This is a genomic window from Burkholderia cepacia, from assembly GCF_001039005.1.
GTDB lineage: Bacteria > Pseudomonadota > Gammaproteobacteria > Burkholderiales > Burkholderiaceae > Burkholderia > Burkholderia theae.
The window spans coordinates 40,872-65,283 of the sequence record NZ_LDWR01000011.1 but is presented as its reverse complement, the minus strand read 5'-3'; the positions used below and the strand labels follow the sequence as shown (position 1 = coordinate 65,283).

Below are 24,412 nucleotides of genomic sequence, written 5' to 3'. Positions count from 1 at the left end.
AGCGCCTGCAAAAAAAGCGGCCGCACGCACTTTGAACGCAAAACGGTAAAAAATCGGCCGCGCCGTTCGTCACACCAGTGAAGCCGCCCCAAGCGGCCCCGAGACTTGGCCGTAGCGGCCGGACCGAAGGACTTCACGCACATGACGAGTTTCCCGACTGCGCTGCATCACCGAATCCGCGAACTGGCGCGCGTCGCGCCCGACGCACCCGCAATCGCGGCACCTTTCCAGAATGATTTGCGCTTGTCGCGCGGCGCGCTCGATGCGCGTGCGTCGCGGCTGGCCCGGCAACTGCGCGCGGCCGGCGTTGGCGCCGAAGTGCGGGTCGGCGTCTGCGTCGAACGCTCGTGCGAGCTGTTCGTCGCGCTGCTGGCCGTGTTGAAGGCGGGCGGCGTGTTCGTGCCGCTCGATCCGCGCCATCCTGCCGCGCGCCTCGACTGGATCGTCCAGGATGCCGAGCTGCGGCACGGTATCGTCGACGAAGCGGGCCGGGCGGCGCTCGGCGCGCCGTTCGAGCACGCGTTCGACGCGGCAGCCGAAACGGCGGACGGGCGGGACCTCGCTGCCGACGACGAGGACGTGCCCGTGCACCCGCGTGCGGCCGCATACATGATCTATACGTCGGGCTCGACCGGCACGCCGAAGGCGGTCGTCGTCGAGCACGGGCCGCTCGCCGCGCACTGCGACGCGCTCGCGGCCGCGCTGCCGATCGAAGCAGGCGACCGTCTGCTGCATTTCGCGTCGGTCAATTTCGACGCGGCCCATGAATGCTGGCTCGCGCCGCTCGCGGTCGGCGCCAGCATCACGATTGCGCCGCCGCAGCCGTTCGCGCCGGACGCCGCGCATGCGCTGATGGTGCGCGAGTCGGTCAACGTCGCCGCATTTCCGCCCGCATACCTGCGCGAATTCGCGGCCGTCGCCGCGCGCGAAGGCGTGCCGCCGGCGTTGCGCGTGCTCGCCTTCGGCGGCGAAGCGCTGCCGCAGCAGGCATTCGAATTCGTGCGCCGCACGTTCCCGTCGGTACGCCTGATCAACGGTTACGGGCCGACCGAAGCCGTGATCTCGCCGATGCTGTGGCCGGTCGAACCGGGCGAAACGCCCGTGCTCGCCGCCAACGACGCGTATGCGTCGCTGCCGATCGGTCGCGTGATCGGCCCGCGCGTCGCGCGCATCGACGGCGGCGACGCCGGTGATACGGCCGAAGGGGGCGAACTGCTGCTTGGCGGCGTCTGCCTTGCCCGCGGCTATCACGGCCGCCCGGCACTGACGGCCGAACGTTTCATTCCCGATCCGGACGGCGAGCCGGGTGCGCGCGTCTATCGCACGGGTGACCTTGCACGCATGCGCGACGATGGCGCATTCGACTACCTGGGCCGCCTCGACGACCAGGTCCAGGTGCGCGGCGTGCGCGTGGAGCCCGCTGAAATTGCAGCATGCCTGCGCTCGCATCCGGCCGTGGCCGACGCGGCCGTGGTCGCCGAAACCGGCAACGGGCCGACGCGGCTGATCGCCTGCGTTGCACTGCGTGCGGCGGCCGACGATGCGGCGCTGAAGGCGCACGTGGCCGCGCAATTGCCGGCGGCATGGCAACCGCACCGGTTCGTGCGCTGCGATGCGCTGCCGTATACGCTGAACGGCAAGATCGATCGTGCCGCGCTGCGCGAGCGGATTGCCGCCGCGCGCGACACGACGCTCGGTGCCGGCGACGCGCCGCGCACGCCGACCGAACAACAAATCGCCGACCTCTGGCAGACGCTGCTCGGCCTCGACGCAGCGCCGTCGCGCGACGACCATTTCTTTGCGCTGGGCGCGGATTCGCTCGCCGCGATGCAGTTGCAGGCCGCGATCCGTGCCGCCTGGCGCGTGAACCTGCGGCTCGACACGCTGTTCGCCGATCCGGCGCTCGCCGAGCTGGCCGGGACGGTCGATTGCGCGGAACGCGAGACCGGCGAGCCGCTGGCCGCCATTTCCGCGCGCCGCACGACGATCGATGCGGCTGCATCCGGCGCGCCGCATGTCGACCGTGCGGCGTCGCTCGCACAGCAACGTTTCTGGGTGCTCGCGCAAACACGTGACGCGAGCGCCGCGTATCACATCGCCGCGCACTGGACCATCGACGGCACGCTCGATCGCGACGCACTGCAGCGCGCGCTCGATCACGTGATCGGACGGCACGAAGCGTGGCGTACGACGCTCGTCGACAACGACGACGGCGTCGTGATGCAGCGGATCCATGCGCATCTGCCGGTATCGATCGCCGCGATCGACCTGCGCGACCAGCCGCCGGCCGCGCGCGATGCGCAAGCCGCGCGTCTCGCCGAGCGCGATGCGGCAGAACCGTTCGACCTCGCGCACGGCCCGCTGCTGCGCGCGACGCTCGTGGCGCTGGCCGACGACCGTCATCGCCTGCTGCTGACCGCGCATCACGCGATCACCGACGGCTGGAGCTCGCGTTGCGCGTTCGACGAACTGTCGGCCGCCTACCGCGCGTATGCCGAAGGCCGCGAACCGTCGTTGCCCGATCTGCCGATCCAGTACGCCGATTACGCGGACTGGCAGCGCGACATGCTGGCGGGCGGCGAGGGCGAGCGCCAGCTCGATTACTGGCGCGGCGCATTGCGCGACGTGCCGGGCCCGCTCGCGCTGCCGGTCGATCGGCAGCCGGGCGCCGCACGCACGCTGCAGGGCGCACGCGTATCGGTGCGCCTGCCCGACGCGGTCGCGGCCGACGTGCGGCAACTCGCGCGCGACGCGCAGGCCACCGTGTTCACGGTGCTGCTGGCCGCGCTCGACGCATGGCTGTCGCGTCTGACCGGCGCAACGGATATCGTCGTCGCAGTGCCGGTCGCGCATCGCCAGCGCCCGGAAACGCGTGCGCTGCTCGGTCTCTTCCTGAACACGGTCGCGCTGCGCGTGCGTGTGGCACCGACGCTGCCGTTCCGCACGCTGGTCGACGCGGCACGCACGGCGGCACTCGACGCGGTTGCGCACCAGGATGTACCGTTCGAGCGTGTCGTCGATGCGGTGAAGCCGCCGGTCAAGCGCGGCGACGAATGGCTGCGCGTGAAATTCGCACAGCAGTTCGACGCGCGGCACGACAGCGTGCTGCCGGGCGCAACGGCGGTTGCAACGCCGGGGCCCGATCTCGCCGCGCGCTTCGACTTCGCGCTCGATTTCACGGACGACGCGAACGGGATCGAGCTGGTCGCGGCCTATGCGACCGACTGTATCGACGCGGATACCGCGCGCGCCTGGCTCGACAGCTATGCGGCGCTCGTCGGCGCGGCCGCGCACGATCCGCAACGCACGACGGCCGCACTGCCGTGCGACGCGTCGGCTGCCTCGCGCCAGCCGCGCGACGGCCGTGCGCTGAAGGTCGAGCATGCCGACATCGTCGCCGCATTCGCGCGGCAGGCGGCCGCGTACCCGCATCGTGTCGCGCTTGCCGATGCGTCGGCGTCGCTGACGTTCGCCGAACTCGACGACGCGTCGAACCGCATCGCACGCGCGCTGATCCAGCGTGGTGCCGCCGCCGAAGCGCCGGTCGTCGTCTGCATCGAACGATCGGCCCGCTTCGTCGTCGGCCTGCTCGGCGCGCTGAAGGCCGGTGCGCTCGCCGTGTTGCTCGATCCCGCGCAACCGGCCGCCCGGCTCGCCGCGGCCGCAGCCGACTGCGGCGCGCGCTGGGCGCTCGTCGCGGATACGGCCGCGTGGCCGGCCGGCATCGACACGCAGCCGCTCGACGTCGATGCGCTCGCACAGGACGCGATGCTCGCCCATGCGATCGGCGTGCGCGTCGCGCCGCATCCGGAACAGGGCGCGTACCTGATCTATACGTCGGGCTCGACCGGCGCGCCGAAGGGCGTCGTCGTGTCGCACGGCGCGCTGGCCGACTACGTGCAGGGGATGCTCGACGAACTCGCGTTCGCACCGGACGCGTCGTTCGCGATGGTGTCGACCGTGGCGGCCGACCTCGGCCACACGACGCTGTTCGGCGCGCTGTGCGCGGGCCGCACGCTGCACCTGCTGCCGGCCGCGTGCGCATTCGATCCCGACTTGTTCGCGGACGAGATGCGGCGCCGCGACGTCGGCGTGCTGAAGATCGTGCCGAGCCACCTGCAGGCGCTGCTCGACGCGCGCGTGCCGGCCGACGTGCTGCCGCGCCACGCGCTCGTGACGGGTGGCGAAACGCTCACGTGGGCGCTCGTCGCGCGCCTGGCCGCGCTCGCGCCGGCCTGCCGCGTGATCAACCATTACGGGCCGACCGAAGCGACGGTCGGCGCGATCGCGTGCGACACGGCGTCGATTGCCGCCGACGCGCGCGATTCCGCAAGCGGCGTGCCGCTCGGCCTGCCGCTGCCGAATGCACGCGCGCTCGTGCTCGACGCGTTCGGCGCGTGCGTGCCGGCCGGCGCGACGGGTGAACTGTACCTGGGCGGGCCGGGCGTCGCGCGCGGCTACCTCGGTCGCCCGGCGCAGACCGCCGAACGCTTCGTGCCCGATCCGTTCACACCCGGCGCGCGGCTGTATCGCACGGGCGACCGCGTGCGCTTGCGCGCGGACGGCCGCATCGCTTTCCTCGGCCGCATCGACGACCAGGTGAAGATTCGCGGCTACCGCGTCGAACCGGGCGAGGTGAGTGCGGCCGTGCGCGCGGCCGGCCCGGTCGCACAGGCCGAAACACTTGCGATCGAGCACGATGGCCGCCTGCGGCTCGCGACGTTCGTCGTGATGCGCGATGGCGCGGCATTCGACGAAGCCGCCATGCGCGCGGCGCTCGCCGCGAAGCTGCCCGACTATATGGTGCCCGCGCAGTTCGTCGCGCTCGCGCGCCTGCCGGTGACCGCGAACGGCAAGATCGATCGCGCGGCGCTGCGCGAACTGGCGGCCGCGCCGGTCGCGAGCGCGTCCGGCGACGCGCCGCGGGGCGCGGTCGAAACGGTGCTCGCCGAAGTCTGGCAGGCCGTGCTGAAAGCCCCGCAGGTCGGCCGCGACGACAACTTCTTCGAACTCGGCGGCGATTCGATCCTCGTGCTGCAGGTGATTGCCCGTGCGCGCAAGCGCGGCGTGCGCTTCACGCCGAAGCAGCTGTTCGACGGCCCGACGGTCGCCGAACTCGCGCGCATCGCGAAAACGGAGGACGTGAGCGCTGCTGCTCAGCCTGCAATCGCAACCGCGACCACTGCGGCGACGCCGGCGGCCGCGCCGATCCTGACGCCCGCGCAACAGCGCTTCTTCGCGCTCGACGTCCCGCATCGCGGCCACTGGAACCAGTCGGTCGCGTTCGATGTACGCGGGCCGTTCGACGCGGATGCGTTCGCGCGGGCATTCGATGCGGTGCTGACGCATCACGATGCATTCCGCCAGCGCTTCGCGCGCGGCGCGGACGGCACGTGGCACGCCAGCGATGCCGCGAAGCCTTACGACGCACTGCCGTTCGTCGACGTTGCCGCACGCGACGAAGCCGACGCGCTCGCGCGCTTCGACGCGTTGCAGCGCCGTCTGGACCTCGGCCGCGGGCCGCTCGCCTGCGCCTGCGCGGCACGGCTGCCGGACGGTTCGACGCAGCTCTATCTCGCGATTCACCATGCGATCGTCGACGGCGTATCGTGGCGCATCCTGCTCGACGACCTGGACACGGCCTACCGCGCCGCGTGCGAACGCACGCCGGTCCGGCTGTCGCAGCCGGGCCTGCGCGCGGATGCATGGGCCGCACGGCTCGCACGCGCCGCGACGGAGCCGGCATCGCCGTTCGCAGCCGAGGCCGCGTACTGGGCCGGCATGGCGCAGGGCGACGACCTCGTGCCCGATCATCCCGGCGCCGCGGCAACGAACGCCGATGCGGCCGTCGTCGTGCAGACGATCGACGCGGCATTGACCCGCGCGGCGCTGACCGATGCGCACGCGGCCTACCGCGCGCAGACGATCGAACTGCTGGGCGCGGCGCTCGCGCTGACGCTGGCCGGATCACGCAGCGCCACATCGTGCCGTGTCGAACTAGAAGGGCACGGCCGCGAGGCGCTGTTCGACGACGCGGATGCCAGCCGCACGATCGGCTGGCTGACGAGCCATTACCCGGTGACGCTGCCGGTCGCGGCAACGGCGCGCGACACGCTGTGCGCGGTCAAGGACACGCTGCGCGCGGTGCCGCACAAAGGGCTCGGCTTCGGCGTGCTCGCGCACTACGGCGACGCGGCAACGCGCGCGGCGCTGGCCGCCGTGCCGCGCCCGCGTGTCACGTTCAACTACCTGGGCCAGTTCGATGCGCCGCGCGACGCGACGCTCGTGCCGCGCTTCGGTGGCTCCGGCGTCGAGCGCGATCCACAGGGACCGCTCGGCAATACGCTCGCGATCCACGCATACCTCGATACGGACCGCGACGGCGCACGCACGCTGAAAGTGCACTGGGTCTATGGCGCGCCGCAGTTCGAACGCGCGACGATCGACGTGTTCGCCGAACGCTTCGCGGCCGCGCTGCGGGAGCTCGTCGAAGCCTGCGCGTCGCGTGTCGCGCATCGCGGCGGTGGTGCGACGCCGGGCGATTTTCCGCTCGCGCAGGCGGCCGGCCTCACGCAGGCCGCGATCGAACGCACGCCGCTCGACTGGCGCGCGATCGACGACGTGTATCCGCTGTCGCCGATGCAGCAGGGCATTCTGTTCCATGCGCTGTTCGCACCTGGTCACGCGAGCTATGTGAACCAGCTCGTCGCGACCGCGACCGCACTCGACGCAGACCGGCTCGCGGCCGCGTTCGACGCATCCGTCGCGCGCCACGACATCCTGCGCACGAGCGTGATGCCGGACGAAGCCGCACCTTTGCAGCGCGTGCATCGCCACGCGCGGATGCCGGTCGAACAGCTCGACTGGCGCACGCGCGGCGATACGCTCGACGCCGATTTCGACGCATGGCTCGCGGCTGACCGCGCGCGCGGTTTCGACTGGCGCGAGCCGCCGCTGATGCGGCTCACGCTGATCCGCGTGACGGACGACGCATGGCGCGTCGTGTGGACGCGTCACCACGTGCTGCTCGATGGCTGGAGCACCGCACGCCTGCTGGCAGACGTGCTGCGCGACTATCGCGACCCGGATGCCGTGTCGCCGTTTGCCAGCCGCCCGGCGCTGCGCTATCGCGACTTCATCGCGTGGCTCGGCACGCGCGACCGCGATGCCGACGAGCGCTTCTGGACCGAACGCCTCGCACGGCTCGACGCGCCGACGCTGATCGCGGAGCGCGCGGCAGACCGCGCGGACGCCGAGATGGTCACGTGGCGCGCGACGCTCGACGCGGAAACGATGACGCGCGTCGCGCAAACGGCGCGCGCACTGAAGCTGACCGTCAACACGCTGGTGCAGGGCGCCTGGGCGCTCGCGCTGCAGCGGATGACGCACCAGCCGGCCGTCGCGTTCGGCGCGACGGTCGCGGGCCGCCCCGATGCGCTCGCGGATGTCGACACGGTGCTCGGTCTCTTTATCAACACGCTGCCGGTGATCACGGCACCGGCGCCGCAGCAGCGCGCGGCCAACTGGCTGCAGGCGCTGCAGCGCGACAACGCGGCCGCCGCCGAGCATGCGCATACGCCGCTCGCCGACATCCAGCGCTGGGCGCGCGGCGCCGGCGGTGCGCTGTTCGACACGCTGGTCGTGTTCGAGAACTACCCGGTCGACGACACGGTGCGCGACGCCGATCCGCGCGCACTCGCGTTGAGCGGCGTGCGCAGCATCGAAGCCACCGATTTCGCGCTGACGCTCGTGATCGAAAGCGGCGCCGAGCTGACGATCGACTACGGCTACGACACCGCACGCGTCGATGCGCGGCAGGTCGAGACCTGGCACCGCGCGTTCGCCTGCGCGCTCGACGCACTGGCCCGCACGCCGGACGCGCTGCTCGGCACGCTGTCGATCGCCGACGACGCGACACGCGCCGCACTGGCGCTGGCACAGGACACCGCGCGTGCATGGCCGGATTCGCAACGGCAGCCGCTGCACCTGCAATTCGCCGCTGCGGCACAGGCGATGCCGGACGCGATCGCGCTCGAATACGCGGATGTTCACGGCGGCGTGCATCGCGCGACCTATCGCGAACTCGACGCCGGCACGTCGCGCATCGCGGCCGCGCTGCGCCGGCGCGGCGTGCGGCCCGACACGCCGGTCGCACTGTGCGTCGAGCGTTCGTTCGACATGGTCATGGCGCTCGTCGGCGTGCTGAAGGCCGGCGCGGCGTACCTGCCGGTCGATCCCGACTATCCGGCCGAGCGCATTGCGTACCTGCTGCGCGACGCGCGACCGGCCGTCGCGATCACGCAGGCCCACCTGCGCGAGCAGGTCGAGGCCGCGCTGGGCGACGGCGCCGCGACGCAGTTGCTGACGGTGGCGGACCTGCTTGCCGATGAAGCGGCGGACGCATCCGCCGACACGACCGCCGACACGACCGCCGAGGTCGACGACGCGCAGCTCGCCTACCTGATCTACACGTCGGGTTCGACCGGCAAGCCGAAGGGCGCCGGCAACACGCACGGCGCGCTCGCGAACCGGATCGCGTGGATGCAGCACGCATATCGGCTGACGCGCGACGACGTCGTGCTGCACAAGACGCCGTTCGGCTTCGACGTATCGGTATGGGAATTCGTATGGCCGCTGGCGATCGGCGCGAAGCTCGCGATCGCCGCGCCCGGCGATCATCGCGATCCGGCACGCCTGGCGGCCGCGATCCATGCGCACGGCGTGACGGTGCTGCATTTCGTGCCGTCGATGCTCGCCGCGTTCGCCGCCTATCTCGACGATTTCTCGGCCGCCGCGCAATGCGACAGCGTGCGCCTGATCGTCGCGAGTGGCGAGGCGCTCGCGCCCGAACTCGTCGCGAAGATGGCACGGCTGCTGCCGAACGCGACGCTCGTGAACCTGTACGGGCCGACCGAGGCCGCGATCGACGTGTCGCACTGGACTTGCGGCCCCGACGACGCGAACGCGGTCGCGGTGCCGATCGGCCATCCGATCGCGAACCTGCAGCTGCACGTGCTCGATGCCGCATGGCAGCCGGTGCCGGCCGGCGCGACCGGCGAGTTGTACCTCGCGGGCGCGGGCCTGGCGCGCGGTTATCTCGGCCGTCCGGCGCTGACCGCCGATCGCTTCGTGCCCGATCCGTTCGTGCCGGGCGCGCGCATGTACCGGACCGGCGACCTCGCGCGGCGCCGCGCCGACGGCGCGCTCGACTACCTCGGCCGCGTCGACACGCAGGTGAAGCTGCGCGGCCAGCGGATCGAGCCGGGCGAGATCGAGGCGTTGCTGCGCGCGGCGCCCGGCGTGAACGATGCGGTCGTGATCGTGCGCGACGAGCAGCTGGTCGGTTATGTCGCACGCGGCGACGCGGGTCCGCTCGACCGCGCGGCGCTGCTCGACGCGTTGCGCGCGCAACTGCCGGCCTACATGGTGCCGTCGCAACTGATCGAACTCGATGCGCTGCCTGTCACGCCGAACGGCAAGTGCGACCGCCATGCGCTGCCAGCGCCGGTGCGCGAAGCGGCCGAAACCGTCGAGCTCGCGACCGACACCGAACGCGCGCTCGCGGACATCTGGCAACGCGTGCTGCACGTGGACGCGATCGGTCGCGACGGCGATTTCTTCCTGCTCGGCGGCCATTCGCTGCTCGCGACGCAGGCTCACGCGCAGGCGAACCTGCACTGGGGGCTCGCGCTGCCGCTGCGCACGCTGTTCGACACGCGCACGCTCGCGCGCTGCGCGGAAGCGATCGACGCGGCCTGCGCGGCGCGCGGCGCGACCGATGCGGCGAGCGCGATCGACGCGCTGCTCGGCGAACTGGAAACCCAATAAGGACGACGGATGACGAAGGTGCAACCCGACTGGCTGGCGCTCGCGACGCGTTTCGCGCAACTGCCCGACGCGCAGCGCGCGGTCTTCATCGACAAGCTCGGCGCGGCCGGCATCGACTTTCGCGTGCTGCCGATCCCGCCGCGCACGCCGCGCAGCGACCGCGTGCCGGCATCGTTCGCGCAGACGCGGCTGTGGCTGCATGCACGGTTGATCGACGCGCCCGACGCGTATCACATCACCGAGCGCCTGGCGCTGACGGGCCCGCTCGACGTGCATGCGCTGCGTCTGGCGTGCGACGCGCTGATCGCACGCCACGAGGCGCTGCGTACCACGTTCGACGAGGCGCCGGACGGCGTCGCGCAGACGATCCACGCGCCGCTGCGCTGCCCGTGGCGCGAAACCGATCTCGAAGCGCTGCCGGACGCGCAGCGTGACGCGCGCGCGGAGGCCGTCGCAACGGCCGACGAAGCCGAACCGTTCGATCTCGGCGCGGCGCCGCTCGTGCGCGCGCACCTGGTGCGCTTCGACGCGACGCATCACTGGCTCGCGCTGACGGTGCATCACATCGTGTCGGACGGCTGGTCGTCGGGCGTGATGCTGGAAGAACTCGCGGCGTTCTATCGCGCGTATGCGTCCGACCGGCCGGTGCCGCTCGCGCCGCTGCCGATCCAGTATGCCGACTACGCGCTGTGGCAGCGTCGCTGGCTCGATGCCGGCGAACGCGATCGCCAGCTTGCGTTCTGGCGCGAACGGCTCGATCCGCAGCGCGGCGTGCTGACGCTGCCGGGCGCGACCGCGCGGCCGGCGCGCCGCAGTGCGCGCGGCGCACGCCAGGTGTTTTCGCTCGACGCACGCGTCGGCGCGCAACTGCGCGCGTTCGCGGCCGCATCGGGCGCGACGCCGTTCGCGGTGCTGCTCGCCGCGCTCGATGCGCTGCTGGCGCGCGCGACCGGCGATGCGCGGATCTGCGTCGGCGTGCCGGCCGCGAACCGCGAACGCGCGGAGGTCGCCGGCCTGATCGGCTTCTTCGTCAATACGCTCGCGATCGACGTCGACGTGCCCGCGCACGGCGACTTCTCGTCGCTGGTCGCGCGCACGCAGCGCGCGCTTGTCGACGCGCAGATGCACCAGGACGTGCCGTTCGAGCAGGTGGTCGACGCGCTCGGCGTGCCGCGCAGCGCGAGCCACCATCCGCTGTTCCAGGTGATGGCCGCGTATGGCGAACGCCGCGCGCTGCCTGCGCTCGGCGCGGCCGCGGCCGCGTTGCTGCCGTCCGGCACGCCGTCCGCGAAGTTCGACCTGACGCTGTCGGTCGAGGCGACGCCCGACGGGACGTTCGACGCCGCGTTCATCTACGCGCTCGACCTGTTCGACGCCGACGCGATCGCGCGGCTGGCCGCGCGCTTCGTCACGCTGCTCGGCGATGCGCTCGCGCGCCCCGACATGCCGGTCGGCGATCTCGACTGGCTGCCGGCCGACGAGCGGGCACAGCTGTTTGCGTGGAATGCGCCGGCGGGCGCGACGGATACCGAACCGTTCGTGCCCGTGCATGCGCGCATCGCCGCGCATGCACACGCGCGGCCCGATGCCCGCGGCGTCGCCGATGTCGATCGCGCGCTGACGCGCGGCGAGGTCGATGCACGCGCGGCGTGCCTGGCACGCCATCTGGTGGCGGCCGGCGTGCGGCCGGAGATGCGCGTCGGCGTGGCGCTGCAGCGCTCGGTCGACCTGCTGGTCGCGCTGATCGCCGTGCTGAAGTCGGGCGCCGCGTTCGTGCCGCTCGATCCGGCTCATCCGCGCGAACGGCTTGCGCAGATCGTCGGCGATGCCAACATTGCACACGTGCTGACCGATGGCGCGAGCGCCGCGTCGTTGCCCGAGCTGCCGGACCTGCGCGTATGGCGCGCCGATGAAATCGACTGCCTCGACGAAGCCGCGCACGTCGCGCTGCCGGATGTACTGCCGGGCCATGCGGCCTACGCGATTTACACGTCGGGCTCGACCGGCAAGCCGAAGGGCGTGATCGTCGACCATGCGTCGTTCGCGCTGCATTGCGCGGCGATCGCCGAGCGCTACGGCGCGGGTGAGCAGGACGTGTTCCTGCTGTTCCAGTCGGTCAACTTCGACGGCGCGCACGAAGGCTGGTTTTCGCAATACATGTCGGGCGCCGCCGTGTCGGTGACGGCCGACGTGCTGTGGCCGCCCGCGCAGACCTGCGCGATGATGGTCCGCGACGGCGTGACGATGACCTACGTGCCGCCGGGCTGCGCCGCGCAGCTCGCCGAATGGGCGCTCGCGCACGGCGCGCCGCCGACGCTGCGTTCGCTGACCGTCGGTGGCGAGGCGACGTCGCGCGAGGCGTTCGCGATGCTGCGCCGCGCGCTGCCGAACGTGCGCGTGGTCAACGGTTACGGGCCGACCGAGACGGTCATCACGCCGACGCTGTGGATGTTCCGGCCCGGCGACGATCTCGCGAAGCTCGGCGACGCCGCGTATCTGCCGATCGGCACGCTGGTCGGCGCACGCACCGCGCACGTGCTCGACGAGCGGCTGCATCCGCTGCCGGTGGGCGTGATCGGCGAACTGTATCTGGGCGGCGAGGGGATCGGCGTCGCGCGCGGTTATCTCGATCGCCCGGCGCTGACGGCCGAACGTTTCGTGCCCGATCCGTACGGCGCGCCGGGCGCGCGGCTGTATCGCACGGGCGACCTCGTGCGACGCCGCGCGGACGGTGTGTTCGACTTCATCGGCCGCGTCGATCACCAGGTGAAGCTGCGCGGCTTGCGTATCGAGCTCGGCGAGATCGAGGCGCAGCTTGCCGCGCACGATGCGGTGCGCGAAGCGTGCGCGGTCGTGCACGGGCAGGGCGCGCTCGCGCAACTCGTTGCGTACGTCGAGCTGACCGCCGACGCGCAGGCGGCCGCACAACCCGTCGAAGCCGCGACGCTCGACGCGCACCTGCGCCGCACGCTGCCCGACTACATGGTGCCCGCGCAACTGATCGTGCTCGACGCGCTGCCGCGCAACGCGAACAGCAAGGTCGACCGCGCACGGCTGCCGGCGCCCGTACGGGTCGAACGCACGTATGAAGCGCCGCACGACGGCGACGAAGCCGCGCTCGCGGCGATCTGGTGCGACGTGCTGAATCTCGAGCGGGTCGGCCGCGGCGATCATTTCTTCGATCTCGGCGGCCATTCGCTCGCCGCCGTGCGCGTCGCGACGCGCGTGGCCGAACGGCTCGGTCGCGACGTGCCGGTGCGCGCGCTGTTCGAGGCGCCGGTGCTCGCGCAGTACGCGCTGCAGGTGGCCGACGCGCCGCGCGCCGCGCATGCCGGTGCGGCAGCGCCAGGTGTCGCGATCGCGAAACCCGACGCACACGGCGTGTGGCCGCTGTCGCCCGCGCAGCTCGGCCTGTGGTTCCTGTGGCGCGCGCAGCCGGACAGCGCCGCGTACAACATTCCGGTCGCGCTGCGCGTGCGTGGCCCACTCGACGTCGATGCGCTGCGCGCCGCGTTCGCGGCGACGGCGGCCGTGCATCCGGCGCTGCGCGCGCGGCTCGTCGTTCGCGACGGCGCGTTGCCGGGCCAACGGATCGACGCGGTGGCGACGGTTGCGCTGCCGCTGGTCGACCTGTCGGCGCAGCCCGATGCGCTCGCCCGCGCGGCGGCGCTGACCGACGAGGATGCGCTCGCGCCATTCGACCTCGCGGCCGATGCGTTGCTGTGGCGCGCCCGCGTGCTGCGGCTCGGCACGGACGACCACGTGTTGTCGGTGACGATCCATCACATCGTGTCGGATGGCGAATCGATCGAGCTGTGGCTCGATGCGGTTCGCGCTTGCTATGTCGCTCGTGTGCAGGGCGACGCCGTGCCGGCCGAAGCGGTTGCGCAACTCGTGCTGCCCGCGCCGTGCCATCCGGCCCGCGTCGCGTACTGGCGCGACGCGCTGGCCAATCTGCCGTCGCGCGTGCTGCCACTGCGTGCGGATGCGCCGGCCGTACCGCAATGGCGCGCGGCCCGCATCGCATTCGAATTCGACGCGCCGCTGATCCGCGCCGCGCGCGACGCCGCGTCGGCGGCGCACGCGACGCTGCCGATGTTGCTGCACGCGGCGCTCAATACCGCGCTGTTCCGCGCGACGGGCGCGGCCGACCAGCCGGTCGGCGTACTCGCGTCGACGCGCGAGCTGACCGGCGATGCGGCACGCGATGCGCTCGGCCTGTTCATCAATTCGGTCGTCGTGCGCACGCGAATCGACCCGGCCGTGCGCCGCGCGGACGTGCTCGCACAGGTGCGCGATACGGCGCTCGCCGCGTATGCGCATGCGGACGTGCCGTTCGCCGACGTCGTCGCGGCGCTGCGCGCGCCGCGTGCCGCACAGGCCAATCCGCTGTTCCAGGTGATGTTCAACTACCTGCGCCCGACGGGCGCGGCCGCTCGCGACTGGGCCGGCCTGTCGCTCGCTGTGTTCGACGACGTGCGCCATCGCGTCGTGTTCACGCTCGAGCTGGACGTCGTCGAGCATCCGGACGGCCGCGTGAGCGCCGCGTTCTCGTATGCGGACGAACTGCTCGACCGCGGTTTCGTCGATGCGCTCGTCGATGTCTATCACGACGAAGTCGCGCGCTTCGCCGGTGCGTCGGAAGCGGCGCTCGGCGCGCCCGATACGCGTGCCGTCGCGCAGGCGGCCGGCGTCGCCCATGCAAGCGGCGGCGCACTCGCCGACACGCCGTCCCACACGCCGCACGCGGCTGCCGTGCTCGCGGCGCTGTGGTCGGACACGTTCGCGACGGCCGCGCCCGAGCCCGGCGCGGACCTGTTCGAAGCCGGCGCGACGTCGTTCGACGTCGTGCGTTTCGTCGACGCGGCCGGCCGCGCCGGTCATGCGCTGACGGTCGCCGACGTGTTCGCGTCGCCGACGCTCGCGGCACTCGGCGCGCGGCTCGATGCGCAAGCGGAAACAGGACAGGAGGAACGCCATGCTGGCTGAAGTGCGTCCGGACGGATTCACGATGCCCGATACGTGCCGCCTCGCGTTCGCGGACGGCCTGTTCGCCGCGCGCGACGGCTCGGAGATCCGGGTCGCGCAGGGCGACGGCATCGGCGCGCAGTTGCTGCGCGCGCAACTCGCGGACGACGGCACGTTGCGCCTCGTCGCGTACAACCATCGCGCGGCGCCGGCCGACCAGCGGCGTGGGCTGCTGGCCGCGCTGTCCGCGGCGTTTTCGGACGGTGCGCACCACGCGACGATCCGGCTCGATCCGGCCGCATGGCCGGCGGTGGCGCTCGATGCGCTGCGCGCGAGCGGCGTGCTCGCCGACGGCGGCCGCTGCGTGCGCGACGGCTGGGCACAGCAGGCCGATCTGTGGCTCGTCGGCCCACATCTGCCGTGCGCGACGCTGCCGATGCTGACCGGCGGCCGGCGTCACCCGCGCCGGCCGCCCGCGTCGCGCGGCGAGGTCTACGCGCGTGACCTGCCGGCACTCGGCGTGCGCTTCACGCTGCGCGGCTGGCAGCCGGCCGAGGATGCCGAGCGGGTCGCGCGCTGGTTCGCCGAGCCGCGCGTGCGCGACGGCTGGCCGGGCGCGCAGCCCGACACGGCCGACACCGATCCGCATGTCACGCCGCTCGTCGGTTGTTTCAACGGCGAACCGTTCGCGTATTTCGAGGCGTTCTGGCTGAAGGAGGACGCGCTCGCACCGCACGTCGCGGCGCGCGACTACGACCGCGGGCTGCGGATGCTGGTCGGCGAGTCGCGCTGGCGCGGCCCGCATTGCGTGGCGGGCTGGCTGCCGTCCGTCGTTCATTACCTGTTTCTCGACGACCTGCGTACCGAAGCGGTCGGCTGTGCCGTTCCGGCCGGCCACGCGCGGGTTGCCGACCATCTCGCGCGGCATGGCTTCGCGCGGCAGCGCCGTCTCGCGCTGGCCGACGCGCAGCCGCTGTGGATGCGCACGCTGCGCGAGACGTTCTTCTCCGGCCGTCACGTCTGACGGGCCGGATTCACCGACAAGGGAGCTGAAACATGCAGAGAGAAACCGTATTCGACCTGATCGGCGTTGGCTTCGGGCCGTCGAATCTGGCGCTGGCCGTGCGCCTCGCGGAGCGCAGCGGCGCGCGCACGTTCGCCCATTGCTTCGTCGAGCGCCAGCCGGAATTCGGCTGGCATCGCGGGATGCTGCTCGACGACTGCCGGATGCAGATCTCGTTTCTGAAGGATCTCGTCACGATGCGCGATCCGAAAAGCCGCTACACGTTCATCAACTACCTGTTCGAACGCGGCCGGCTGAACGAATTCGTCAACCTGAAGAACTTCTATCCGACTCGCGTCGAATTCCACGACTACCTGAGCTGGGTCGCCGACGCGTTCGACGATCGCGTCCATTACAGCGAGACCGTCCTCGCGATCGAACCCGTGCACGGCGACGGCGCGCGGATCGACGCGCTGCGGGTGCTGTCGCGTGACGCCGCCGGCCACGAACGCCAGCGCGTCACGCGCGCGTTGTCGGTCGGCGTCGGCGGCACGCCCGCGGTTCCGGACGCGTTTGCCGCGCTCGGCCGCGACCGCGTGATCCATTCGTCGTCCTATCTCACCGACATCGACCGGCTCGTCGCGTCGCCGGACGGCGAACGCCGCCGCGTCGCGGTGATCGGCGCGGGGCAGAGCGCGGCCGAGGTGTTCATCGATCTCGCGCGCCGCTTCCCGCACGTCGACGCGAGCCTCGTGATGCGCGCCGGCGCGTTGAAGCCGGCCGACGACAGTCCGTTCGTCAACGAGATCTTCAGTCCCGAGTTCACCGACGTCGTTTATTCACAGCCGCATGACGCGCGCCGCGCGCTGCTCGATCGCTATCGCGACACCAACTACGCGGTGGTCGACCGGCCGCTGATCGAACAGATCTACGAAATGCTGTACCTGCAGCGCATCGACGGCACGCCGCGTCATGCACTGCTCGCGAACAGCGCGATCGAGGCCGCGGTGCGCAGTGCCGACGGCCGCATCGAACTGACGCTGCGCGACCGGATGAGCGGCGCCACGCGCGTCGAACGCTTCGACGCGCTCGTGCTCGCGACGGGCTACCGCCGCGACACGCATTCGGCACTGCTCGAAGGGCTCGCGCCGCACCTGGGCGATGCGCTCACGCGCGGCGACGTCACGCGCGACTACCTGCTCGCGACGCCCGAGCATTTCGCGCCGCGCATCTACCTGCAAGGCTGCTGCGAAGACAGCCACGGATTGTCCGACACGCTGCTGTCGGTACTGGCGCGCCGCGCGGACGAAATCTGCGCGTCGCTCGAAGACGGGATCGCGCCCGCCCAAAACGAAGGCGCGGCCCGGGCAAGACAAGAAAACGGGGCGAGCGCGGGCCGCATGGCTTTCGCTCTTTGACAAAGGCGCGGTCGGAGACCGCATGAAAAAAGTGGAGCAGAGAAAGATGGAGTGGGCAACAGGCACGCGTTTGCGTGCGATCGCAGCCGCGGCAAGCGTGGCGTTCGGTGTGGCGGCGGGGCAGGCATACGCCCAGACGGCGCCGGCCGGGAACGCAGGCGCCACGGCGTCGGCCAGCAGTGCGCAGAACGGTGCGGCGGGCAGTACGTCGACCAGCGCGCAGAACGGCTCGCCGAATGGCACGCTGCCGGCGATCAACGTCAACGCGGCCTCGGAAGGAGACGGCACGGTCGGGCTCGTCGCGAAGCGCAGCCGCGCCGGCACGAAGACCGACACGCCGATCAACGAGATTCCGCAGACGATCAACGTCGTCACCGCGCAGCAGATCGAGATGACCGGCGCAACCGACGTGAACGCTGCGCTGCGCTACGTGCCGGGCTTCTCGTCGTACGGTTCGGACAACCGTTCGGACTGGTATGCGGCACTGCGCGGCTTCACGCCGACCGCCTACGTGAACGGGCTGCAGGTGCCGAACACGATCAACCTCGCGAGCTGGCGCGTCGATCCATACATGATCGACAGCATCACCGTGCTGCGCGGGCCGACCTCGGTGCTGTACGGCGCGGGCGACCCCGGCGCGATCATCGACGTGCAGACCAAGCTCGCCGACGGCGAGCGCGTGCGTGAGGCCGGCGTGCAGATCGGCAACTATGCGCGCAAGCAGTTCATGATCGACGTCGGCGACAAGCTCGACGCGGACGGCAAGTACGCGTACCGGTTCGTCGGCGTCGCGCGCGACGGCAATGCGCTGACCGGCCCGAACAACGACCAGCGCGTCGCGCTCGCGCCGTCGTTCCGCTGGCGCCCGAACGCGGATACGTCGCTGACGCTGTCCGCGACGTACCTGCAGGACTGGGGCGATATCTCGTCGAACTTCCTGCCGGCGGTGGGCACGGTGCTGCCGAACCCGAACGGGCAGATCAACAAGGATGTGTACGAAGGCGACGGGAACTTCAACTACTACCGCAAGAAGCAGTGGTCGGTCGGTTACCAGTTCGAGCAGAACCTGACCCCGGCGTGGAAGTTCCGGCAGAACGTGCGCCTGATGCACCTGTCGCTCGACAACGGCTCGGTGTTCGGCAACGGCTTCGTCGACGGCAGCACGACCGACGTGTCGCGCTGGGCCGGCGTGTTCCAGATGAACTACAGCCGCTTCGACATCGACAACAACGTGGAAGGCCGTTTCGCGACGGGCCCGCTCCAGCACACGCTGCTGCTCGGCTTCCAGTACAACCGGCAGACCGCGACCGACAGCGAATGGCTCGCCGCCGCGCCGCCGCTGAACATCTACAACCCGGTTTACCTGCCGGTCACGACGGCGGTGTTCGATCCGGCGTCGACGTCCCGCACCAACACGTACACGGCGATGAACACGTTCGGCCTGTACGCGCAGGACCAGATCAAGTGGAACCGCTGGACGCTGACGCTCGGCGGCCGCGAGGACTGGGTCAACATGCGGATGGACGACCGCGCGGGCGGCACGTCGACGAAGGCGGACGTGACGGCGTTCACCGGCCGCGTCGGCCTGACGTACCAGGGCGACTACGGGCTGTCGCCGTACATCAGCTATGCGACGTCGTTCAATCCGCTGATCGGCGTGAACCTGCTCGGCGGCGGGCTGCCGCAGCCGACGCGCGGCAAGCAGATCGAGGCCGGCCTGCGCTGGCAGCCGCCCGGCAAGAACCTGATGCTGAACGCGGCGATCTACCAGATCAACCAGACCAATGTGCTCACGTCGGCGCTGCCGAGTGAGGACCCTGGCGGCACGAAGTCGGTGCAGACGGGCGAGGTGCGTTCGCGCGGGATCGAGCTGAGCGCGACCGGCAAGCTCACGCGGAACCTGTCGCTGATCGCGTCGTACGTGTACCAGGACGTGAAGAACGTGAAGGCCAACGACGTGTCGCTGAACAACTGGCCGGTCGACATCCCGCGTCCGCGCCAGATGGCGTCGCTGTGGACCGACTGGACGTGGCACACGGGGCCGCTCGCCGGCTTCGGCCTCGGCGGCGGCATTCGCTACCAGAGCGCGTCGGCCGGTGCGGCCGACAACTCGCTGACGGTATCGAGCGTCACGCTGTTCGACGCGGGTGTGCATTACGACACGCGTAACTGGCGCTTCGCCGTGAACGGGACGAACCTGTTCAACCGCCATTACATCAGCGGTTGCCAGTCGATGAACGTCTGCGTGTTCGGCACCGACCGCACGGTGATCGCAACCGCGAAATACAACTGGTGACGTTGCGCGCCGCAGCCTGCCGGCCGGCCCTTGTGGCCGGCGCGGGCTGGCCGCGGTGCCTTCGTCCGCTTTTTTCCACGACGCCTCCATGCCGAAGAAAAATCTCGTCTACATCCAGTCGCTGCGCAACGGCGCGGCCGATCGCGCCGGCCAGCCGGTCGCTTATCAGGGCGGCACGCGCTACATGAAGGCGCCGCTCGAATTCCTCGTCGAGCGCCTGAACGACTCGCCGCTCGGCGAGCGCTACACGCTCAAGGGCGTGATCGTCGACGACGACGACGGTTCGCCGGCCGATCGCGCGAAAGTGGCCGATTACGGGTTCGCGCGCACGCCGGGCCGCCCGTGGATCCTGCCGGAAGGGTTGACGGTGCAGGGCCGGCCGGTCGACGAACTGTTCTGTTCGATTCCGTCGACGTACCGGCGCCTGCCGCGCGACGCGCGCGAGCGCGTGGCCGGTAAACAGGCGTTCGAGCGCCGCCTGCTCGAGCGCCTGCTCGAACTCGACGCGGACGTCGTCGTGCTCGACGGGCTGCTCGTGATCCTCGACGAACTCGTGCGGCCCGGCGCGCGCTTTCACCGGCGCATCGCGAACATCCACCCGGGCATCACGGCCGACGATTCGCCGTATCAGCGGCGCGGCGCGTGGGCGACGCTCGACGCGCTGCACGGCGCGCGCGGCGAACGGGTCGACTGGGCGAGCGGCGCGACGTCGTCCGTCGAGCCGGTGACGATGACGGGTGCGTCGTTCCACTACGTCGACAACGGCATCGATTCCGGCGAGGTGATCAGCGACGTGCTCGACACGCCGATCGCGCCGGACGACACGATTCTCGAACTGCGCTGGAACAACTTCCAGCGCAGTCTGTTTCCGGCGCTCGAGCGGGGGCTTCACGTCCTCGCCGACCGCCACGATGCGGGAGCACTGTGATGGAAGACACGCTGACGAAACCGGCCGGTGCCGCGGACGCCGTCGAAGGTGAGGTGGCTGCGGCGCTCGACGGCGCCACGCACGGCCAGGCGACGCAGGTCGCCGAGCACACGCTCGACGCATGGCATCCCGACGACTCGCCGGACTGGCTGCTCGCGGCGTTCGTCGCGTTGTTCAACACCGACACGCGGCACGATGCGGCAACGATCTCGGTGCCGCTCGGCGGCGCCGGTGCGGCGGCCGTCGCGTCGTACGTCGCACGCGCGGTGCGCGAGGGCGTGATCGACAGCGCGCAGGTCGCCGGCGACATGCTGCGCCTGAGCGTGTCGCGCACGACGTTCTGGCAGAACCCGCGGCCGTGGCTGACGGCACCCGCGTCGGGCGGGATGCCGCTGCGCTACGCGATCACGAACGGCCACCGGCATCCGGTGCGGCCGCCGTCGCCGGCGGGCGAGATCTATGCGCGCTATATGCCGCAGGTCGGGATGACGTTCAGCCTGCGCACCGTCGACATCGACGCGCACGCGGACCTGTTCAGCGGCTGGATGAACCTCGATCGCGTCGCGCAGTTCTGGGACCAGCGCGGCACGCGCGACGAGCATGCGGCGTATCTCGTCGAGCGGCTCGCCGATCCGCACATGCATCCGATGATCGGCTATTTCGACGACACGCCGTTCGGCTATTTCGAGTTCTACTGGGCGAAGGAGGATCGCCTCGCGCCGTTCTACGACGCGCACGACTACGATCGCGGGCTGCACCTGCTGATCGGCGACTCGCGTTTCCAGAGCGCCGGCAAGCTGCATGCGTGGTGGAGCGGGGTGCTGCACTACATGTTCGTCGACGAGCCGCGCACGCAGCGGCTCGTCGGCGAGCCGCGCGTCGATCACGTGCGGCACATTGCGTACATGCACCGGCTCGGGTTCCACACGCTGAAGGAATTCGATTTCCCGCACAAGCGTGCGGCGCTCACCATGATCGAGCGCGACACATTCTTCGACACTTTCCGGTTGCCGTGACGAGGCGGGCGGGCGACGATGCGCGCGGCCCTGCGTCGCGCCTGCATCGGCCGTCCGGGATATGGACCGCGCGGCCTGCGTCGTGAAGAATGGATCGCTCTCCTCATCGACGACAGGCACGACGACATGGCAAAAACACCCGCTACAGCATGGGACGCGACGCCCGATTCGCGCCCCTCAATATTGACATATGCCGGCATATGCCTAGAATGGGCGCATCGTACTCCCGTGGAGTGGCTCATGCGCACCGTTTCCATTTTCAAGAACGCCCGTAACCAGGCAATCCGCATCCCGAAGGACATGGAGTTCGAGGGCGTGACGGAACTCGAGATCCGCCGCGAGGGCGACACGCTGCTGCTGCGGCCGGTGCGCCCCACGTGGATCTCGTTCGCGAACGAACCGCTGGCCGACACCGACTTTCTCGCCGAACGCCCGGCCGTCATCGAGTCCGGTCGCTTCGACCTGTCCGGCGATGCCGCCGAGTCGACGGAGTCCGGCCGGTGACGACACTCTATATGCTCGATACGAACATCTGTTCGTTCATCATGCGCGAGCGGCCACCCGTGGTGCTGTCGCGGTTGCAGTCGTGCGTCAATGCGCAGCACCGGATCGTCGTATCGGCGATTACCTATGCCGAAATGCGGTTCGGCGCGGTCGGCAGGAAAGCGTCGCCGAAGCATGCGGAACTCGTGACGGCCTTTGTGTCGCGGCTGGATGGCGTGCTGTCGTGGGATACGGCGGCCGTCGATGCAACGGCCGCGATTCGTGCCGATCTCGCCGCGCGCGGCACGCCGATCGGCGCGAACGATGCGTCGATCGCCGGACATGCGATCGCGGCCGGCGCGGTGCTCGTCACGAACAACGGTCGCGAATTCGGCCGGGTCGCCGGGTTGTCGCTCGAAGACTGGGCGGCCTGAGCGCAGCGGGGCGAAAGCTTGGTGGCGTGGCTGTTTTGCAGCGGCGCGTCACGCGGGCGGGGCCGGCGGATCAACGAGAAAGGCGTGGCGGAACGCGTCGAGGTACCGGTCGGCGTCATCGCTGAATTCGCCCGGCAACTGTGCGAATGCGCGTGCCAGCAGATCCTGGCCGAGTGCCGTGTAAGTCGCTTCGTCGGACAGCAACGCGCGGATGGCGTCGCGCGTTTGCGGCAACGCGATCCGTGTCGCATCGCGTGCGAGCAGCGCGGCGGCGGCAAGACCCGGCTGGAACGCGTGCATCTCGAGCAGGTCCGGCGCGGCATCCCAGATACGTTCGCGATTGCCGGCGTCGTGAAAATTCCGCAGCAGGAACAGCAGGTCGTACGCGTCGCTGTTCTGGCGCGCGCGCCGGTCCTTCCATGCGAGCAGCTTCAGCAGCGCGAGCGCCGGCAGGCTGGCCACCGGCACCACGGTGCGCGCGTCGATCGACACCGGCTGTGCGGTGTCGACCGCTTCCTGGAACCCGAGCACGTTCAGCACGAATTCGCCGCCCGGCGGCCACACGATCTCGCCCGGCGGCGTTTCGAGCGGCCCGAACGGCACGAGATCGAGCTCGGTGCGAAAACCGTGCGTTCCGCTCTCGAACAGCAGTTTCTGCTGCTGTTTCGGTGCGCGCGTGAATTGCCCGGTCGCGACGAGTTCATCGACGAGATGCGCGTGGAATGGCCAGCTCACCGCGCACACCGCGATGTCGACGTCCCGTGTCGCGCGCACCGGCCGGATGCCGTGCACGTGCCACATCAGGATGTCGCGCGCGGTTGCGCCAGCGACGACGAAAGCCGCGTCGAGGCGCGCGCAGGCCGTGCCGACCGCTTGCAGCAGCGCGACCGCCACCGGCTCGAGCGGCCGGCGTGGATCGACTTCAAGCGGGCGGGTGGGCGAGGTATCGGTCATGGATCCGTTCGGCGGCGGCAAGGTTGCGGCTGTCCCCGGACGAGACGAGATCCGCGTAGATCAGGAGCGGCGGCACGAGCGGCACATCCTGCTCGTGCCAGTCGAGCGCAGGCGAGTGCGGCCAGAACGCTTCGAGGAATTCGACGTCGCCGTGTTCGTCCGGGCGCAGGCGAGCCTTGAGCAGCAGGCGGTTGGGCACCGCGCCGTGCGTATAGACGGTAATCGCGGCCGGCTTCAGATCGTGCGTCAGCAGGTCGGCCGCCGGCTCGCCGCCAAGCCGCGCATCGAATGCCGCGAAATCGAAACCGCGCCACCAGTCGGGCGCGAGGCCGGTAAACCGGCGGCTCGGCAGTTTCGCGCGCAAGCGGCTCGGGTACAGCGCGACCCACTCCTGCACGAAGCGCGGCCAGTCGGGAATCAGGCGCTCGCCGTTGCGACGCTGCCCGACGAGGCCGCGCGCGATCAGATCGTCCATCGCGAGATTGACCGTGCCGAGCGCGACGCCCGACGCGGCGGCGATCCCCCGATACGGCTGCGCGATGAGTCCCGGCTGCGTCGCGAGCGCGAACATCACGGCCAGTCCCTTCGGCGTCGTCGCGCGCGATGCCTGCCGCCGTGGCGCGCGTGCGGGTTTCGGCCGGCCCGCGATCATCACGGTTGCCTCCGGCTGAATCAGGCATGCGTTGCCGGCGGTGTCGAGAAACGGAATGCCCTGGTCGGTCAGGCCGGCAGCCTGCTCGGCCGAAAGATACGGCGCGACCAGCATCAGCGGCCGCTCGCCAGGCATCGGGGCAGCGCCGCCGCGGCGGCGCAATTCCGCGAGCGCGCCCGGCAGCGATTCGACACGCAGGCTCACGGCGACCGGCATCTCGAATGCCTGCCCGGCGACGTCGAAGCGGATCATCGCGTCGGCACGCGCGTTGTACGCGGCCGGCACGCGCACGGGCCGCGCCTTGAAGCGCCGCGTCGCGCGTTCGAATGCGGCGCACGCTTCGTCGAGCACGTGCTGTTCCGACATCGGGAGGGTGGCGTTCTTGGGCATCGGAGCGGGTCGTCTGTTCACTTTTTTGTCAGCGTACACAAA

At 70.8% G+C, this 24,412-nt stretch carries 11 protein-coding genes; 9 read left to right on the top strand and 2 right to left on the bottom strand.

Annotated elements, in window-relative coordinates; translation table 11 throughout:
• Positions 1-141 precede the first annotated feature (141 nt).
• The 9 genes from VL15_RS05340 to VL15_RS05300 all read left to right on the top strand — a co-directional run bounded on the left by VL15_RS05340 (position 142) and on the right by VL15_RS05300 (position 22,374).
• A complete protein-coding gene (locus VL15_RS05340) occupies positions 142-9,828 on the top strand; it encodes a non-ribosomal peptide synthetase (protein ID WP_048243749.1) in 9,687 nt (3,228 codons plus the stop codon).
• 9 nt (positions 9,829-9,837) lie between these two features.
• Entirely contained in the window at positions 9,838-14,817 is a 4,980-nt protein-coding gene (locus tag VL15_RS05335) for a non-ribosomal peptide synthetase (RefSeq protein ID WP_048243747.1), read from the top strand.
• Positions 14,807-15,820 (top strand): GNAT family N-acetyltransferase, encoded by a 1,014-nt coding sequence (locus tag VL15_RS05330; RefSeq protein ID WP_048243745.1) that lies wholly within the window; start codon positions 14,807-14,809, stop codon positions 15,818-15,820. The genes VL15_RS05335 and VL15_RS05330 overlap by 11 nt, the downstream gene beginning before the upstream one ends.
• A 32-nt stretch (positions 15,821-15,852) precedes the next feature.
• Positions 15,853-17,217, top strand: a complete 1,365-nt coding sequence (locus VL15_RS05325) for a lysine N(6)-hydroxylase/L-ornithine N(5)-oxygenase family protein (RefSeq protein WP_048243743.1) — start codon at positions 15,853-15,855, stop codon at positions 17,215-17,217.
• A 22-nt stretch (positions 17,218-17,239) separates the two neighbouring features.
• Positions 17,240-19,513 (top strand): TonB-dependent siderophore receptor, encoded by a 2,274-nt coding sequence (locus VL15_RS05320; protein ID WP_048243741.1) that lies wholly within the window; start codon positions 17,240-17,242, stop codon positions 19,511-19,513.
• Between the two features lie 88 nt (positions 19,514-19,601).
• Positions 19,602-20,441 carry a formyltransferase family protein gene (locus VL15_RS05315; RefSeq protein WP_048243739.1) on the top strand — a complete coding sequence of 280 codons (840 nt, stop codon included), beginning with the start codon at positions 19,602-19,604 and terminating at the stop codon, positions 20,439-20,441.
• The gene (locus tag VL15_RS05310) at positions 20,441-21,457 is read left to right on the top strand and encodes a GNAT family N-acetyltransferase (protein ID WP_048243737.1); all 1,017 of its coding nucleotides are present in this window, start codon (positions 20,441-20,443) and stop codon (positions 21,455-21,457) included. Before VL15_RS05315 ends, VL15_RS05310 begins: the two co-directional genes overlap by 1 nt.
• Positions 21,458-21,697: 240 nt before the next feature.
• On the top strand, positions 21,698-21,961 hold the full coding sequence (gene vapB, locus VL15_RS05305) for a type II toxin-antitoxin system VapB family antitoxin (RefSeq protein ID WP_048243734.1): 264 nt from the start codon (positions 21,698-21,700) through the stop codon (positions 21,959-21,961).
• Positions 21,958-22,374: a PIN domain-containing protein gene (locus VL15_RS05300; protein WP_027787436.1), complete on the top strand. Its 417-nt coding sequence runs from the start codon at positions 21,958-21,960 to the stop codon at positions 22,372-22,374. Before vapB ends, VL15_RS05300 begins: the two co-directional genes overlap by 4 nt.
• A gap of 48 nt (positions 22,375-22,422) precedes the next feature.
• Here VL15_RS05300 and VL15_RS05295 read toward each other — a convergent pair whose 3' ends face one another.
• Both VL15_RS05295 and VL15_RS05290 read right to left on the bottom strand, forming a co-directional pair.
• Complete coding sequence (locus tag VL15_RS05295; RefSeq protein ID WP_048243732.1) at positions 22,423-23,328, bottom strand: nucleotidyl transferase AbiEii/AbiGii toxin family protein; 906 nt, start codon at positions 23,326-23,328, stop codon at positions 22,423-22,425.
• Complete coding sequence (locus VL15_RS05290; protein WP_048243730.1) at positions 23,297-24,370, bottom strand: type IV toxin-antitoxin system AbiEi family antitoxin; 1,074 nt, start codon at positions 24,368-24,370, stop codon at positions 23,297-23,299. The genes VL15_RS05295 and VL15_RS05290 overlap by 32 nt, the downstream gene beginning before the upstream one ends.
• Between the last annotated feature and the right edge of the window lie 42 nt (positions 24,371-24,412).

Coding starts and splice junctions, on each gene's coding strand:
- VL15_RS05340 (WP_048243749.1), top strand. CDS start 142: ATGACGAGTTTCCCGACTGCGCTGCATCACCGAATCCGCGAACTGGCG.
- VL15_RS05335 (WP_048243747.1), top strand. CDS start 9,838: ATGACGAAGGTGCAACCCGACTGGCTGGCGCTCGCGACGCGTTTCGCG.
- VL15_RS05330 (WP_048243745.1), top strand. CDS start 14,807: ATGCTGGCTGAAGTGCGTCCGGACGGATTCACGATGCCCGATACGTGC.
- VL15_RS05325 (WP_048243743.1), top strand. CDS start 15,853: ATGCAGAGAGAAACCGTATTCGACCTGATCGGCGTTGGCTTCGGGCCG.
- VL15_RS05320 (WP_048243741.1), top strand. CDS start 17,240: ATGAAAAAAGTGGAGCAGAGAAAGATGGAGTGGGCAACAGGCACGCGT.
- VL15_RS05315 (WP_048243739.1), top strand. CDS start 19,602: ATGCCGAAGAAAAATCTCGTCTACATCCAGTCGCTGCGCAACGGCGCG.
- VL15_RS05310 (WP_048243737.1), top strand. CDS start 20,441: ATGGAAGACACGCTGACGAAACCGGCCGGTGCCGCGGACGCCGTCGAA.
- vapB (WP_048243734.1), top strand. CDS start 21,698: ATGCGCACCGTTTCCATTTTCAAGAACGCCCGTAACCAGGCAATCCGC.
- VL15_RS05295 (WP_048243732.1), bottom strand. CDS start 23,328: ATGACCGATACCTCGCCCACCCGCCCGCTTGAAGTCGATCCACGCCGG.
- VL15_RS05290 (WP_048243730.1), bottom strand. CDS start 24,370: ATGCCCAAGAACGCCACCCTCCCGATGTCGGAACAGCACGTGCTCGAC.